General features: G+C 66.6%; 16 protein-coding genes. 12 read left to right on the top strand and 4 right to left on the bottom strand.

The genetic code is table 11. The features are described from left to right. The 5 genes from QZ281_RS01235 to QZ281_RS01215 all read left to right on the top strand — a co-directional run. Nucleotides 1-813: carbon-nitrogen hydrolase family protein (locus QZ281_RS01235; protein WP_292223757.1), on the top strand; the 813-nt coding region annotated here is incomplete at its 5' end. Beyond that, a complete protein-coding gene (locus QZ281_RS01230) occupies nucleotides 810-1,244 on the top strand; it encodes a DUF1178 family protein (protein ID WP_292223755.1) in 435 nt (144 codons plus the stop codon). The genes QZ281_RS01235 and QZ281_RS01230, both read left to right, overlap by 4 nt. Nucleotides 1,245-1,246: 2 nt before the next feature. Continuing rightward, nucleotides 1,247-2,089 (top strand): helix-turn-helix domain-containing protein, encoded by an 843-nt coding sequence (locus QZ281_RS01225; RefSeq protein ID WP_292223752.1) that lies wholly within the window; start codon nucleotides 1,247-1,249, stop codon nucleotides 2,087-2,089. 32 nt (nucleotides 2,090-2,121) lie between these two features. Next, on the top strand, nucleotides 2,122-2,586 hold the full coding sequence (locus QZ281_RS01220; RefSeq protein WP_292223749.1) for a DUF6265 family protein: 465 nt from the start codon (nucleotides 2,122-2,124) through the stop codon (nucleotides 2,584-2,586). Next, nucleotides 2,541-3,074 carry a GNAT family N-acetyltransferase gene (locus tag QZ281_RS01215; protein ID WP_292223746.1) on the top strand — a complete coding sequence of 178 codons (534 nt, stop codon included), beginning with the start codon at nucleotides 2,541-2,543 and terminating at the stop codon, nucleotides 3,072-3,074. The genes QZ281_RS01220 and QZ281_RS01215 overlap by 46 nt, the downstream gene beginning before the upstream one ends. 3 nt (nucleotides 3,075-3,077) lie before the next feature. On the opposite strand, the gene ubiG is transcribed toward QZ281_RS01215, so the two are convergent. Next, nucleotides 3,078-3,896: a bifunctional 2-polyprenyl-6-hydroxyphenol methylase/3-demethylubiquinol 3-O-methyltransferase UbiG gene (gene ubiG, locus QZ281_RS01210; RefSeq protein WP_292223743.1), complete on the bottom strand. Its 819-nt coding sequence runs from the start codon at nucleotides 3,894-3,896 to the stop codon at nucleotides 3,078-3,080. Nucleotides 3,897-4,027: 131 nt separating this feature from the next. Here ubiG and QZ281_RS01205 point away from each other — a divergent pair, with 131 nt between their 5' ends. The 6 genes from QZ281_RS01205 to QZ281_RS01180 all read left to right on the top strand — a co-directional run bounded on the left by QZ281_RS01205 (nucleotide 4,028) and on the right by QZ281_RS01180 (nucleotide 11,427). Further along, nucleotides 4,028-5,272: an aspartate kinase gene (locus QZ281_RS01205; protein WP_292223740.1), complete on the top strand. Its 1,245-nt coding sequence runs from the start codon at nucleotides 4,028-4,030 to the stop codon at nucleotides 5,270-5,272. Between the two features lie 240 nt (nucleotides 5,273-5,512). Further along, nucleotides 5,513-7,789, top strand: a complete 2,277-nt coding sequence (gene ptsP / locus QZ281_RS01200; protein ID WP_292223737.1) for a phosphoenolpyruvate--protein phosphotransferase — start codon at nucleotides 5,513-5,515, stop codon at nucleotides 7,787-7,789. Between the two features lie 190 nt (nucleotides 7,790-7,979). Continuing rightward, a complete protein-coding gene (locus QZ281_RS01195; protein ID WP_292223735.1) occupies nucleotides 7,980-9,044 on the top strand; it encodes a helix-turn-helix domain-containing protein in 1,065 nt (354 codons plus the stop codon). Between the two features lie 58 nt (nucleotides 9,045-9,102). Continuing rightward, nucleotides 9,103-10,260 (top strand): flavodoxin-dependent (E)-4-hydroxy-3-methylbut-2-enyl-diphosphate synthase, encoded by a 1,158-nt coding sequence (gene ispG / locus QZ281_RS01190; protein WP_292223759.1) that lies wholly within the window; start codon nucleotides 9,103-9,105, stop codon nucleotides 10,258-10,260. A 79-nt stretch (nucleotides 10,261-10,339) separates the two neighbouring features. Then, nucleotides 10,340-10,897, top strand: a complete 558-nt coding sequence (locus tag QZ281_RS01185) for a translation initiation factor 2 (protein ID WP_292223732.1) — start codon at nucleotides 10,340-10,342, stop codon at nucleotides 10,895-10,897. Then, nucleotides 10,897-11,427, top strand: coding sequence for a hypothetical protein (locus QZ281_RS01180; protein WP_292223729.1), 531 nt, complete (start codon nucleotides 10,897-10,899; stop codon nucleotides 11,425-11,427). Before QZ281_RS01185 ends, QZ281_RS01180 begins: the two co-directional genes overlap by 1 nt. Before the next feature lie 46 nt (nucleotides 11,428-11,473). On the opposite strand, the gene QZ281_RS01175 is transcribed toward QZ281_RS01180, so the two are convergent. Together QZ281_RS01175 and QZ281_RS01170 are read right to left on the bottom strand one after the other, a co-directional pair. Further along, entirely contained in the window at nucleotides 11,474-11,890 is a 417-nt protein-coding gene (locus tag QZ281_RS01175; RefSeq protein WP_292223726.1) for an Rrf2 family transcriptional regulator, read from the bottom strand. 47 nt (nucleotides 11,891-11,937) lie between these two features. Next, entirely contained in the window at nucleotides 11,938-12,579 is a 642-nt protein-coding gene (locus tag QZ281_RS01170) for a response regulator (protein ID WP_292223723.1), read from the bottom strand. Between the two features lie 185 nt (nucleotides 12,580-12,764). On the opposite strand from QZ281_RS01170, the gene prfA reads away from it, so the two are divergent. Beyond that, on the top strand, nucleotides 12,765-13,832 hold the full coding sequence (gene prfA / locus QZ281_RS01165) for a peptide chain release factor 1 (protein WP_292223721.1): 1,068 nt from the start codon (nucleotides 12,765-12,767) through the stop codon (nucleotides 13,830-13,832). Here the strand turns inward: prfA and QZ281_RS01160 are convergent, their stop codons facing one another. Then, nucleotides 13,833-14,171 (bottom strand): hypothetical protein, encoded by a 339-nt coding sequence (locus tag QZ281_RS01160; protein WP_292223718.1) that lies wholly within the window; start codon nucleotides 14,169-14,171, stop codon nucleotides 13,833-13,835. Between the last annotated feature and the right edge of the window lie 60 nt (nucleotides 14,172-14,231).

Here is a 14,231-nt window from a genome sequence, read left to right as displayed (position 1 = left end):
ATCCAGACCCGCACGCCTGCGACGGCGGCGGGCGGGCTGGCGCATGTCGAGCCGCTGATCCGTGAAGCGGCGGCGGGCGGGGCACAGTTCATTCTGACGCCGGAAGGGACCAATGTCCTGGAACAGCGCCGCGAACTGCGCGACGGGGTTCTGACCACCGAAGACGCCGATGTCGCCGTGCTGGGCCTGCGTCGTCTGGCGGCGGAGCTGGGCGTCTGGCTTCTGATCGGATCGGCCATCGTCCGTTCGGGTCGCCCCGGCGATGACCGCGCCGCCAACCGCTCCCTGCTGATCGACCCTGCGGGGGCGATCACGGCGCGGTATGACAAGCTGCACGTCTTTGACGTCAACCTGCCCAACGGTGAGACCTATCGCGAGAGCGCCACGGTGCGGCCCGGCGACGAAGCGGTTGTTGCCGACACCCCGTGGGGACGTCTGGGCCTGACCATCTGCTACGACATTCGCTTCCCCCACCTGCATCGCCAGCTGGCCAAGGCAGGCGCGTCGATGATCGCCGTGCCTGCCGCCTTCACCGTGCCGACCGGCGAGGCCCACTGGGAGACCCTGCTGCGCGCCCGCGCCATCGAGACGGGCGCCTTCGTCCTGGCCCCGGCGCAGGGCGGCCAGCACGAGGACGGACGCCGGACCTGGGGCCGCTCCACCGTCATCGGTCCCTGGGGCGAAATCATCGCCAAGGCCGACCATGACAACCCTTGCATCGTGACGGCGAAGCTGGACCTGACGCTGGTGGACAAGGCCCGCGCGGCGGTCCCCGCCCTAACCCATGACCGCGATTTCCTGCCCGTTCCATGATCCGATACGCCCTGAAATGCGACCAGACCCACGGCTTTGAGGCCTGGTTCGGATCATCGTCCGACTATGACGATCAGGCCGCGCGCGGACTGGTGGAATGCCCGTTCTGCGGCTCCCGCGCGGTCGAGAAACAGATCATGGCCCCGTCCGTCAGCGGCACGAAGAAGTCCGCCCCGACCCCAGACGTGGCGGCCAAAGTCCAGTCGATGATGATGGAGGCGGCCCGCGAGGTGCGCGCCCATGTTGAGGCCAATTTCGACTATGTCGGCGACACCTTCGCCCGCGAGGCCCGCGACATCCACGAGGGCAAGTCCGAGAAGCGCGAAATCTATGGCGAGGCCACGCCCGCCGAGGTCAGAAAGCTGAAGGAGGACGGCGTGCCCGTCTCCGCCCTGCCCGACGCCCCGCCGGACCCGTCCAAGGTCAACTGACCATGACCTCGGGGGAGGAGCCGACGTCAGAGGATCGCTATCAGGAGTTCGCGCCTCCTGCGGACCTGCGCCCCTTCGTCCGGGTCATCTGGACCTATGCCGCGCCCGCCCCGTCGCCGACCATTCAGAGGATTGCGCCCGACGGCTGTCCCGAACTGATCTTCGATCTGGGCGCGCCCTATGCCGAACAGGATGCGGACGGGGTGTTTCGCCTGCAGCCGCCCGCCCTGTTCGCCGGTCAGATGACCCGTCCGCTGGTCATGCATCCGACCGGCCCGACCGAACTGGTCGCCATCCGCTTCGAACCGGACGGCGCGCGCGGCTTCCTGAACCGCCCCCTGAGCGATGCGACCGACCAGCGGCTGGACATGGTCGAGCGGCTGGCCGGGTTCACTCCGCCGCCCGGCGATCCGGCGGGTCAGACTGCCGTATTCATCTCCTGGCTGGAGGATCAGAGGCGCAGGACCGGCGACTGGACGATCGACCCGCTGGTCCGCGCCGAGGTTCAGGCCGCCGCCTCTGAACAGCCTGCACCGCTCCGCACCCCCAGCGAGCAGCGCTCCCTGCAACGCCGGTTTTCCGACCGGGTCGGGGTGTCGCCACGCCTGCTGCGTTCAATCTTCCGCTTTCGTCGCGTCTTCGACCACGCCGCCCATCCGACCGAGGCGGCGGCGGGTTGGCTGGAGGCGGGGCTTGAGGCCGGATATTTCGACCAGCCGCAGATGGCGCGGGATTTCCGCCGCTTCCTGGGCTGCACCGCCACCGACTGGGCGCGCGAGCAGCATGAACTGGCGCGCGCCATCGCGTCGCAAACCTACAAGCCGCAGGACGCCGCCCCGGCCTAGCCTGCCCCGGTCGATCGCAGAGGGAGACGACCATGCTGACCGCCCTGATTTTAGCCGCTGTTCTTGATGGCGGCGCGCGCCCTGACCTGGGCTGGATGTCGGGCTACTGGCTGGCCTGCGATCCGGGGCGTGAGGTGTCCGAGGTCTGGACCGATCCTCGCCTGTCCTTGATGACCGGCATGACGGTGACGGTGCGGGGCGACCGCGTCGGTTATGAACAGTCGCGCATCGCACCGACCGGGTCGGCACCGGACGCCCCCTTCGCCTATTTCGCCCAACCGGACGGCCAGCCTGTGACCGTCTTTCCCGTCACCGCATCCGGCGACCGCCGCGTCGTTTTCGAGCAGGCCGCGGACGACGACTTTCCCAAGCGGATCGTTTATGAACGCGACGGAGATGTGCTGTCCGCCCGGATCGAGGGCGAGATCGGCGGCGAGACGAGGACTGTAAGGTGGCGATTCAACAAGGCGGAGCTGAACAGCCGCTGTCCGGCCTGAACTGGCGCCCGATGCGGCCCGACGACATTGAGGCCGTGGTCAATGTGGCGCGCGTGTCCTTCCCCGATCATTTCGAGGACCGGACCTGTTTCGAGAACCGACTGGCGCTGTATCCGCGCGGCTGTTTCGTTCTGGCTGATGACGGTCCGGCCAAGGGCTATCTGATCGCCTATCCCTGGCGCGAGGCCTCGGCCCCGCCGCTGAACACGGTGGTCGAGGGCCTGCCGTCAGAGCCGACCCTGATCTATCTGCACGATCTGGCTCTGCACCCCGACGCGCGCGGGGGCGGGGTCACCGGCGCCGTGGTCGAACGACTGGCCGAACAGGCGACGCAGGACGGCTGGCCCGCCATCGCCCTGGTCGCCGTCAACGACGCCGCCCGCTTTTGGCGACGCCACGGCTTTGAGCCGGTCGAGGCCGATGGCATGGCCGAGAAACTGGCCAGCTACGGCGATGACGCCCGCTATATGGTCCGCACCTTAGGCTGAAGCTCAAGCGGCAGGCGTGACCACCATCATATAGTTGATGCCTGCGTCGTCCGTCTGGCTCCAGCGGTCGTTCAGCGGGTCGTAGTTGAGGCCATAGGGGCCTTCGACCGTGACAGGCTCCTGCGACAGCATCTGGCGGATTTCGTCGGGCTTCAGGAACTGGCGCCAGTCGTGAGTTCCGGCAGGCACCCAACGCAGAATGTATTCGGCGGCGATCTTGCCCAGCGCCAGCGATTTCAGCGTGCGGTTCAGGGTGGCCACCATCATCACGCCGTCCGGTTTCACCAGACGCGAACAGGCGCGCACGAAGGCCCCAGGATCGGCGACGTGTTCGATCACCTCCATCGTCAGGACGACATCGAATGGGCCGACGCCCTCGGCCTCGATCTGTTCGACGGTGGCGGCGCGGTAGGCGATATCCAGCCCGACCATGTCGGCATGGGCGCGCGCGGTGCCGATATTCTCGGACGAGGCGTCCACCGCCATGACAGTGAAGCCCATGCGCCGCATCGGCTCGGCGATCAGGCCGCCGCCGCAGCCGACGTCCAGCAGCGTCAGGCCTTCAAAGGGCGCACGCGCCTTTGGATCGCGGCCCAGACGGGCGCAAAGTTGCTCGCGGATCAGTTTCAGACGCGCGGGATTGAAACGGTGAAGCGGTGCAAACGGGCCATGCGCATCCCACCATTCGGCGGCCTGAGCCGAGAAGCGGGCGACATCGGCAGGGTCAATCGATGCGCCAAACGCCTCTTCAGGCGAATTTTGCGAAAAACCATGCCCTTCACGGGGTATGCGAGACGGGGCGGCGCCGTTAGAAGCGGTCATGACGCGAGGGATGGACCTTCGCGGCTTCTCACGCAAGCAGGGGGCGGATCGCCACGATGACGCGGCCTAATTCTTCACGACCAGAGACCACGCAGCCTGGAGCAGCGGGCGGCGAGACCAAACGGTTGGTGATGAAATTCGGCGGCACCTCGATGGGCGACCTCGAGCGTATCCGTCGCGCCGCCCGGATCATCGCCGCCGAAGCCGCCTCAGGCAAAAAGATCGCTGTCGTGGTCTCGGCCATGGCGGGCAAGACCAATGAGCTGGTCGCCTGGACCGACGGCGCAGGCCCTGCCGCCCCCGGACTGCCGCTCAGCGACGACGAATATGACGTGGTGGTCGCCTCGGGCGAACAGGTCACGTCCGGCCTTCTGGCCATAACCCTGCGCAACATGGGTCTGAACGCGCGCTCGTGGATGGGCTGGCAGGTGCCGATCATCACCGACGACGCCCACGCCCGCGCCCGCATCGTCGACATTCCCGGCGAGAAACTGGCCGCTGCCGTCGATTCCGGCGAAATCGCCATCGTCCCCGGCTTCCAGGGCGTGACGACGGACGGCAAGATCACGACCCTGGGCCGGGGCGGTTCCGACACCTCGGCCGTCGCCGTCGCCGCCGCCATCGGCGCGCCCTGCGACATCTACACCGACGTGGACGGCGTCTATACGACCGACCCGCGTATCGAGAGCCGCGCGCGCCGCCTGAACAAGGTCTCCTACGAGGAGATGCTGGAGATGGCGTCCCTGGGCGCCAAGGTGCTGCAGACCCGCTCGGTCGAACTGGCCATGGCCAAGCAGGTGCCTGTGCGCGTGCTGTCCAGCTTTATTGAACCCGACGCCAACGGCGTCATGCCCGACAAGGGCGGAACCCTTATCTGCGACGAGGAGGAGATCGTGGAAAAACGCATCGTGTCCGGTGTAACCATGAGCCGTGACGAAGCCCGCATCACCCTGCTGGGTCTGGCCGATCGTGTGGACGCGCCTGCCGACGTCTTCACGCGTCTGGCTGAGGCCAACGTCAATGTCGACATGATCGTCCAGAGCCAGGCCCGCACCGCGGGCACGGTCAACCTGACCTTCACGACCGGTCGTCGCGACGCCGTGCGCGCCGCCGAACTGATGACCGCCGCCAAGGAGCAGCTCAGCTTCGAGGAAATCCGCGTGGACGAAGACGTGGCCAAGGTCTCGGTCGTCGGCGTCGGCATGCGCAGCCATGCAGGCGTCGCCCAGCTGATGTTCCAGGCGCTGGCCGACAAGGGTGTGAAATTCCAGGCGATTTCGACCTCGGAAATCAAAATCAGCGTTTTGATCGACGCCGCCTATGCCGAACTGGCCGTTCGCGCCCTACATTCGGCCTACGGTCTGGACGCGGTCTAGAGCATGATCGTTTTTGACGGAGCCGCTTCGCGGTTCCGACAGAAGCGTGGATCATGCTCTCGCATAAATCTGGAGCCTGATTCACCGCATCGACGGAATCGCGCAGCGATTCCATCTCTGCGGATCAGGCTCTAGGTTCAGGCGGACGCTGCGGCGTTCAGATGGGAGGCGCGCCGCAACATCGGCGCGCTATGATATGACGGACAGCGGGCGCCTCGGCGCCGAAGCGCGGGAGCGACGATGCCGGTAGGCGGCGTAATGACCAGGGGACCTCGCATCCTCCTGCGCCAGATCCGTGAGGCTCTGGGCGGGGCGGGTGCAGGCGCCACGCCTGCTCAGGACCGCCTGAACATGGTGGTGCAGATCATCGCCCGCTCCATGGTCGCCGAAGTCTGTTCGATCTATCTGCGCCGCGCCTCAGGCGAACTGGAGCTGTTCGCCACCGAGGGTCTGAACCCCGAAGCCGTCCACAACACCCGCCTGCGTCCCGGCGAAGGTCTGGTGGGCGAAGTGGCCCGCATGGCCCAGCCGATCAGCCTGTCGGACGCGCCCTCGCATCCCAGCTTCTCCTATCGCCCGGAAACGGGCGAAGACCCCTATCACGCTTTCCTCGGCGCGCCCCTGCTGCGGGGCGGGCGGGCCATCGGGGTTCTGGTCGTCCAGAACCGCACCGAGCGTCGCTATGACGAGGAGGAGGTCGAGGACATCCAGACCATCGCCATGGTCCTGTCCGAGACAGTGGCCTCCGGCGAACTGCTGGATCAGGACGAACTGCGCGACGTCGAACTGGCGCCCCATCGGCCCGAACGACTGAAGGGCCAGAAATTCGCCGACGGTCTGGCCTTCGGTCAGGTGGTGCTGCACGAGGCGCCCCTGGCCCCCGAACAACTTCTGTCAGACGATCCGTCACTGGAAGAAGCCCGGCTGAAGCTGGCGTTGGCTTCGCTGAAGACAGGCCTCGACGCCATGCTGGACAAGGGTCAGGGTCTGGCCGGTCCCTCGTTCGAGGTGCTTGAGACCTATCGGATGTTCGCCGACGACCGGGGCTGGAACCGGTCACTGGAAGAGGCCGTACGCAACGGCCTGACAGCTGAAGCGTCCGTCGACCGGGTCCGCAACGAACACCGCGCCCGCTTCGCCCAGGCGCGCGACCCCTATATCCGCGAACGGCTGCATGATTTCGAAGATCTGGCCAACCGCCTGCTGCGGGTGCTGGCGGGCGACAAGCCGGGCGAGCGGGAGTTGCCCGACGACGCCATTCTGGTGGCCAGAAACCTCGGCCCCGCCGACCTGCTGGAGTATCCGCGCGACAAGCTGAAGGGTCTGTTGCTGGAAGAAGGCTCGGCCGCCAGCCACGCCGCCATCGTCGCCCGTGCGCTGCAGATTCCCTGCGTCGGGCGCCTGATGGGCCTGCGCGATCGCCTGTCCGAAGGCGACATGATCATCGCTGACGGTGAGACGGGCGAGGCCTATCTGCGGCCCCGCCCCGACATGCTGGAGGCCGTGCGTTCGCGCATGGCCGTGCGCGAGCAGCGTCAGGCCGAGTTCGCTCAGTTGCGTGATGTTCCGGCGGTGACGGTCGACGGCCAGCGGATCACCGTCCTGACCAACGCCGGTCTGGCCGTCGATCTGGAGAACATGGTCGAGACGGGCGCCGAAGGCATCGGCCTGTTCCGCACCGAGTTCCAGTTCATGGTCTCCGATGAGTTGCCCCGGCTGGATGCCCAGACAGCGCTGTACAAGCTGGTTCTGGACGCGGCGGGCGACAAGCCGGTCACCTTCCGCACCCTGGACATCGGCGGCGACAAGGTGCTGCCCTATCTGGAATCCGAGCGCGAGGAGAACCCGGCCCTGGGCCGCCGCGCCATTCGTCTGGGTCTGGACCGGCCGTCGCTGCTGCGAATGCAGTTGCGCGCCCTGCTGACGGCGGCGGCGGGTCGCGAGTTGCGCGTCATGTTCCCGATGATCGCCACCGTGGACGAGTTCCGGGCCGCGCGTGAACTGGTCGACATCGAATGCGAATGGGCCAAGCGCCGGGGGCGCCCCCTGCCTGCCCTGCTGCGTGTCGGGGCCATGATCGAATGCCCGTCGCTGCTGTGGCACCTGGACGCCCTGCTGCCCCTGACCGACTTCGTGTCGATCGGCACCAACGACCTGTTCCAGTACATGTACGCCGCCGACCGCACCAATCCGCTGGTGTCGGACCGTTACGACCCGCTGTCGCCGCCTGCGCTGCGGGCGTTGCAGACCATCCAGAAGGCCTGCGCCGACACGGGTACGCCCGTCTCGATCTGCGGCGAACTGGCGGGGCGTCCGCTGGAGGCCTTCGCCCTGATCACCCTGGGCTTCACCCGCCTGTCAGCGCCTGCGGGCGGCGTGGGACCGGTCAAGCGGATGATCCTGTCTGCGGACCTGAAGGCGGCGAAACGCGGCATGGCCAATCTGCTGAACCTGTCGACCGGCTCGGTGCGCAACGAACTTCAGTCCCTCGCGCGCAAGCTCAACGTCGCGGTCTGATACTCGCAGGACGGACCTACGGGCGGGAACCGCGTTGCTGGCGAGGCCGGATTAGTTTATCCACAAAGGGCAATTCAGGCGCGACCGCCAGAGGCGCGGCCCGTTTTCATGACATCTTATCCGGTGGGACCTTTTGAGTACGGCGCGAGAAACCGTTCCGAATACGGGGCCGATTTTGGAGGCGGACGTCATGGCGCGGGATAGGGGTCCGATCGTCGATACGCCCGATCACGCCTTGGGCCACGCCGACCACTCTATCGACGACGCGGCGAGCCTGGGCCTGGCCCTGCGCCATGCCCGCGCACAGTCCGGCAAGACGCTGGCGATCCTGGCCGCCGAGACCAAGGTCAATGCGCGCTTTCTGACGGCGCTGGAGCAGAACGACTGGTCATCCCTGCCCTCGCGCGTTTTCGCGGTCGGCTATGTGCGCGCCTATGCCGGGGCGCTGGGCCTGGACGAACAACTGGCCGTCGAACGGTTCAAGCGCGAAAGCCCCGACACCTCCGTGCCGCTGAAGGCGCCGGTGGGCATCGCCTTCGAGGACGTCAAGCGCAACACGCCCCGCATCATGGCGGGCATCATCATCGCCGCCGTCGCCGTCATCGGCTGGAACGTGTTTCAGCGCATCAGCCGGGTTCAGGCGCCGCACCCGTCCGACATCGCCACCCTGCCCAACACCTGGGCCCAGGGCGCAGCCGCCGCCCACGAGATGGACCTGGGCGCCCCGCGCGCCGCGCCGCAGGATCAGACGACGCCCGCCCCCTACATCACGCGCGGACTTGAGGCTGAACTGACCGGCGTCGACCCTAACGATCCCACAGGCGGAGACGCCGCCCTTGCACCAGCAGCGACGGTGCAAAAGGCCTTCAACCCGCGCGGCGCCGTCTATGGCGCCCCGGCCAACGCGTCTCAGGTCGTGATCCAGGCCAAGAAACCCGGCGCATTCGTCGTGCGAATGGGCAGCGACCGCGTACTGTTCGCCCGTCAATTGGCGGCGGGCGAGGCCTGGCGCGCGCCGCTGGGCGTGTCGGCGACCATCGACGTGTCGGACCCAGCCGCCTTCGACGTCTATCTGAATGGCGAACATGGCGGGCCCCTGCCTGCGCTGCAGACGTCGCTGGCGCAGTTGAGCGCGCGGGCCGGTCAGGCCAATCGCGAAGCCGCCGCGCCCGCGCCCCAGTCCCGCCCGCAGGCCGCCGCCCCACGACCTGTGACCGTGACCTCAGGCCCCCGTCCCTACACACCGCAACCCTGATCAATGATGTGATGCGAGGGCCGTGGTCCCGCCGTCATCATCGGCCTATATGAGGGCCATCATGAGCGACCATACGCACGTCCGACCCTGGCGCCACATCGAGCGCCGCAAGAGCCGCCAGATCCGCGTCGGCTCCGTTCTGGTGGGCGGCGACGCCCCCATCAGCGTCCAGTCGATGACCAATACGCCGACGTCCGATGCGGCGGCGACCATCGATCAGATCCGCCAACTGGAAGAGGCGGGCGCCGACATCGTGCGCGTCTCCTGCCCCGATGTAGAATCGACCGAAGCGTTCAAGATCATCGCGCGCGAGGCCAAGGTGCCCTTGGTCGCCGACATCCACTTCCACTACAAGCGTGGCATCGAGGCGGCCCAGGCGGGCGCGGCCTGCCTGCGGATCAACCCCGGCAACATCGGTTCGGCTGACCGCGTCCGTGACGTGATCCAGGCGGCCAAGGATCACGGCTGCTCCATGCGGATCGGCGTCAACGCCGGATCTCTGGAGAAGGAGCTGCTGGAGAAATACGGCGAGCCCTGCCCCGACGCCATGGTCGAGAGCGCGCTGAACCACGCCCGCATCCTGCAGGACCACGACTTCCACGAGTTCAAGATTTCGGTGAAGGCGTCCGACCCCTTCCTGACCGTGGCCGCCTATCAGCAACTGGCGGACGCCATCGACTGCCCGCTGCACCTGGGCGTGACCGAAGCAGGCCCCCTTCGCACCGGCACGATCAAATCGGCCATCGGCATGGGCTCCATGCTGTGGGCGGGCATCGGCGACACCATCCGCGTGTCCCTGGCCGCTGATCCGGTCGAAGAGATCAAGGTCGGTTTCGACATCCTGAAGTCGCTGGGTCTGCGCCACCGGGGCGTCAACATCATCGCCTGTCCGTCGTGCGCGCGTCAGGGCTTCAACGTCATCGAGACGGTGGCCCTGCTGGAAGAGAAACTGGCCCATATCTCCACGCCCATGAGCCTGTCGGTGATCGGCTGCGTGGTGAACGGACCGGGCGAGGCCCTCTATACCGACATCGGTTTCACCGGCGGCGGCAAGGGCGCGGGCATGATCTACCTGAACGGCAAGATCGCCCACAAACAGGCCAACGACGGCATGATCGACCACATCGTCGAACTGGTCGAAGAAAAGGCGGCCGAACTGAACGCCGCCCGCGCTGCCCTGGAAGCCGCATCACCGGCTCTGGAGCCAGCGGAATAGGGGCTTAAGGCGCCGGCCCAGCCGTCTTTCACCCTTCGATGATGCGCGGCGTCCATGCTGCGCGAAATAGCATCGGTTCATGATTGACGCAGGTTGCAACCAATGCAACTGGAACGATGCGAGCCGTCAACTCGACGTGCTCCTATCGACTGAGGGGTCAATGATTTCCACCATCAACGTGCGCTTCGGCGCGCGCGCGCTCGTGCTTGCAAGCCTGGCGCTGTCTCTACCTGCCTGCGCCACAATTACGCGCGGCACCACACAACAGTTCACCGTCGAAACCACGCCTCCCGGCGCACGGGCCAGCACCTCGAACGGTTTCGAATGCGTCAGCACGCCCTGCACCTTCCGTATGCCGCGCAAGGACCCGTTCCGCGTCACGGTGGCGCTGGACGGCTATGCGTCCCAGACCGTCGAAGTCACCAGCGGCGTCTCCGGCGCGGGCGGCACGGCGATGGCAGGCAATATCCTGGTCGGCGGTCTGATCGGCGGCGCAGTGGATGCCACCTCAGGCGCGATGAACGACCTGAAGCCCAATCCGCTGGTGGTGGTCTTGCAGCCCACGGCTCAAGCCTCGACGGCTCAAAACCCTGTTTCGGCGACGGCTGCCGCTTCGAGCGCAGGAACCAACCCCTGATGATCCGATCACTGATGACTGTGGCCGCCCTTGCGGCGGTTACAGGTCTGGCCGCATGCGCCACCCCGTCAAACCCAGCCCTAATGACTGTACCTGCCACGCCCGGCTTGACGGTTTCGACTGGCGACACGGGCTACAAATCCGTCGCCACCGTTAATGTTTCAGGCGGGAGCACCACCAATCCGCTTTGGACCGCTCAGGTGTCAAACGCCGACTTCAAAACGGCGCTAGAGGCCTCGCTCGATGCTGCGGGGTATCTGGGGTCGTCAGGGTCTCCGATTACTGTCGACGCGGCCCTGGTTGAGCTGAAGCAGCCGCTCATGGGTCTGGACATGTCAGTGACCAGCGAGGTGCGCTACATCGTCACCAGAGACGGACACGCCCTGTTCAACGAGATCGTGGCGGCCACAGGCACCGCCACCCTGGGAGAAGCCTTCAGCGGTGTTGAACGACTGAAGAAGGCCAACGAGAAGTCCATCAAGGAAAACATCAGCGAGTTCCTGCGCCGCTTCCGCGAACGCGCGCATTGATCTGGCTTGGGCGGCGAGATGGCGAAAGCTGTCTCGCCGCTTTTGTTCAGGCGCTCGCCACGGCCTGAGCCAGCGTCCGCGCCTCGAACACTGACGCCAGGGCGTCGCGGCCGTCGCTCAGCACGGGACGCAGGGGACACGTCTCCACATCGAGACAGGTCTCGCACGGGCCATAGGCGGTGCGGGAGGCGCAGGGCGCCAGGGCCAAGGGCCCCTCCAGCGCACGGATCACGTCGGCGAAGCTGATCGCATCAGCGGGAAGCGCCAAGGCGTAGCCGCCGGTTCGTCCGCGTTTGGACGCCAGCAGGTGCTGGCGGCGCAGATCCAGAAGTATGGCCTCAAGAAACTTGCGCGGCGCCGCCGAGGCCTCGGCGATGTCGGCAATAGTCGCAGGCCCGCCGCCCGGCAGGCCCGCCAGATGGATCATCGCACGCAGCGCATAGCGGGAGCGGTTCGACAGCATAGGCTGTGATCGCCCGCCCGCCGCTGCAACGCAAGTCGCGCCTGCTGTCAGGCGTCGATGCGTTCACCCAATCGCGCCACGACCTCAAGGATCTGAGGCCCGGTATAGGGTTTCAACACCAGGGCTTCGGCCAGATCGGCGTGCTGGGCCGCCGCTGTCACGTCCCCGGAGATGAAGACGACCCGCACCTTCCAACGGTCGGTCAGCGACCGGGCCAGGTCGATGCCTGTGCGGTCATCCGACAGGTTGATGTCCAACAGGGCGGCGTCGATGTGATGCAGGGCCGCCGCCGCCTCTGCCGCCGCCGCACTGTGGAAGGGGCCGACCACGCTGTGGCCAGCCTCGGTCAGCAGTTCGGTCAGGGCGGCGGCGGAATCGGCGTCGTCTTCGACAACCAGCAGGGTCAGGGGCGCAGTCGATGCGGTCAATGGCGTATCCTCGTTGGGGAGTGGGATTTGGCGGGTGATGACGGCGCGCAGGTCACGCCAGACCTCGGCGGGCGAACGATCCGTATCCAGATCATAGATGGCGGCCATGGCCTTCAGCTCCCGCTCGTCCTGCGGGGAAAGCTCGCCGTTGTTGTCGTTCAGTCGGCTGTCGTACTGGCTGCACAGACGCTCCACGCTGGCGGCGGCGTCATCGATCGGAATGGCGGTTCCGGGCGTCGATTGGGGCGGGCGATCGAACATTTCCGTCCTCCTCATTTGAAGCTTGGGCATTTGTTAACGGCTGGAACCCGATCTGTAACCGCGCCTGACGCCATCGTTATCGGGGATCACAAACCCGGCGCCGCCCCTTGCGCTGCGGTTATAATCGACAGAACGGGGCCTGACGCGGTAAGGACGCCCTCCCTCTTCCTCAGGATTTTCCCGCCTTGCGTCTGCCTCAGGCCCGTCTCGACCAGGTTCTCGACCGCTTCCATGAAGTCGAGGCGCGCATGGGCGCGGCGACCGACGGCGCCGAAATCGTGCGTCTGGCGAAAGAACACGCCGAACTGAAGCCCGTCGCCGACGCCGTGCAGGGTCTGGCCCGCGCCCGCGCCGAGATGGCCGATCTGGAAGCCATGATGGCCGATCCCGAGATGGCGGCCATGGCGCAGGACGAGCTTCAGCTTCTGGGTGAAACCCTGCCGGGCCTGGAACACGAGGTCGCCCTGCTGTTGGCCCCGCGTGACGCCGACGAGAACGCCTCGGCCGTGCTGGAAGTGCGCGCTGGCACCGGCGGCGACGAGGCGGCCCTGTTCGCCGGCGACCTGTTCCGGATGTATTCGCGCTATGCCTCGACACGCGGATGGCGGATCGAACTGGACTCGGCGACCGAGGGCGATGCCGGGGGCTATAAGGAAATCATCGCCACGGTCACGGGCGAAGGCGTGTTCGGGCGGCTGAAGTTCGAGAGCGGCGTCCACCGCGTCCAGCGCGTGCCCTCGACCGAGTCGCAAGGCCGCATCCACACCTCGGCCGCGACCGTTGCGGTCCTGCCTGAAGTCGAGGACGTGGAGATCGAAATCCACGACAAGGACATCCGCATCGACACCTATCGCTCGTCAGGCAGCGGCGGCCAGCACGTCAATACGACCGATTCCGCAGTTCGCATCACCCACCTGCCCACCGGCATCATGGTGACGTCCTCGGAGAAGTCCCAGCACGTCAACCGCGACAAGGCGATGAAGAACCTGCGCGTGCGCCTGTACGACATGCAGCGTCAGGCCAAGGATCTGGCCCGATCAGACACGCGCAAGTCTCAGGTCGGATCGGGCGACCGGTCAGAACGGATTCGCACCTACAACTATCCTCAAGGTCGGGTCAGCGATCACCGGATCAACCTGACCCTGCACAGCCTGCCCCAGATCATGGAAGGCGACATCGACCCATTGCTCAACGCCCTGATCGCCGAGGATCAGGCCGCGCGTCTGGCCGATCTGGAAGCCGAGTTCGGCTGATCAGCGCAGCAGCCCCATCAGGGGCAGGCACAGCACCAGGGCGGTCACGGCGGTGAAACCGGCGAAGGCGTGAACGCTCTGGCGGCGGCAGCGAACCACGAAGGCGCTGCGGCTCCATGCGCCCCGACTGACCCACAGAAGATAGATCGCCTGCACGACCCAGCCCGCAACGAAAGCCGCCACCGCCCAGGTGCTGAGCATCGCCAAGGCCAGCCCCGACACCAGCACCATCGCCCCGCCAAGCGCGGTCGTCAGTTCTTCGACATATTCAGCCAGACGGATTCGCACGAACCGCGACAGCTCCCATTGCAGGCGCCAGTTCAGCCAGGACTGGCCCAACAGCAGGAGCCCCCCATGACATAGAATACCCCGATTGCGCGCGCCGCCCATTCCATGGCG

The sequence above is a fragment of the Brevundimonas sp. genome (genome assembly GCF_018608325.1).
Taxonomy (GTDB): domain Bacteria; phylum Pseudomonadota; class Alphaproteobacteria; order Caulobacterales; family Caulobacteraceae; genus Brevundimonas.
This window is presented reverse-complemented; position numbering and strand designations above follow the sequence as displayed.

Bases quoted from the DNA above. Each gene is read 5' to 3' on its own strand.
- QZ281_RS01220 (WP_292223749.1), top strand. From the start codon at position 2,122: ATGCTGACCGCCCTGATTTTAGCCGCTGTTCTTGATGGCGGCGCGCGC.
- QZ281_RS01205 (WP_292223740.1), top strand. From the start codon at position 4,028: ATGAAATTCGGCGGCACCTCGATGGGCGACCTCGAGCGTATCCGTCGC.
- QZ281_RS01225 (WP_292223752.1), top strand. From the start codon at position 1,247: ATGACCTCGGGGGAGGAGCCGACGTCAGAGGATCGCTATCAGGAGTTC.
- ptsP (WP_292223737.1), top strand. From the start codon at position 5,513: ATGCCGGTAGGCGGCGTAATGACCAGGGGACCTCGCATCCTCCTGCGC.
- QZ281_RS01175 (WP_292223726.1), bottom strand. From the start codon at position 11,890: ATGCTGTCGAACCGCTCCCGCTATGCGCTGCGTGCGATGATCCATCTG.
- QZ281_RS01230 (WP_292223755.1), top strand. From the start codon at position 810: ATGATCCGATACGCCCTGAAATGCGACCAGACCCACGGCTTTGAGGCC.
- QZ281_RS01185 (WP_292223732.1), top strand. From the start codon at position 10,340: ATGATTGACGCAGGTTGCAACCAATGCAACTGGAACGATGCGAGCCGT.
- QZ281_RS01180 (WP_292223729.1), top strand. From the start codon at position 10,897: ATGATCCGATCACTGATGACTGTGGCCGCCCTTGCGGCGGTTACAGGT.
- QZ281_RS01195 (WP_292223735.1), top strand. From the start codon at position 7,980: ATGGCGCGGGATAGGGGTCCGATCGTCGATACGCCCGATCACGCCTTG.
- QZ281_RS01170 (WP_292223723.1), bottom strand. From the start codon at position 12,579: ATGTTCGATCGCCCGCCCCAATCGACGCCCGGAACCGCCATTCCGATC.
- ubiG (WP_292223743.1), bottom strand. From the start codon at position 3,896: ATGACCGCTTCTAACGGCGCCGCCCCGTCTCGCATACCCCGTGAAGGG.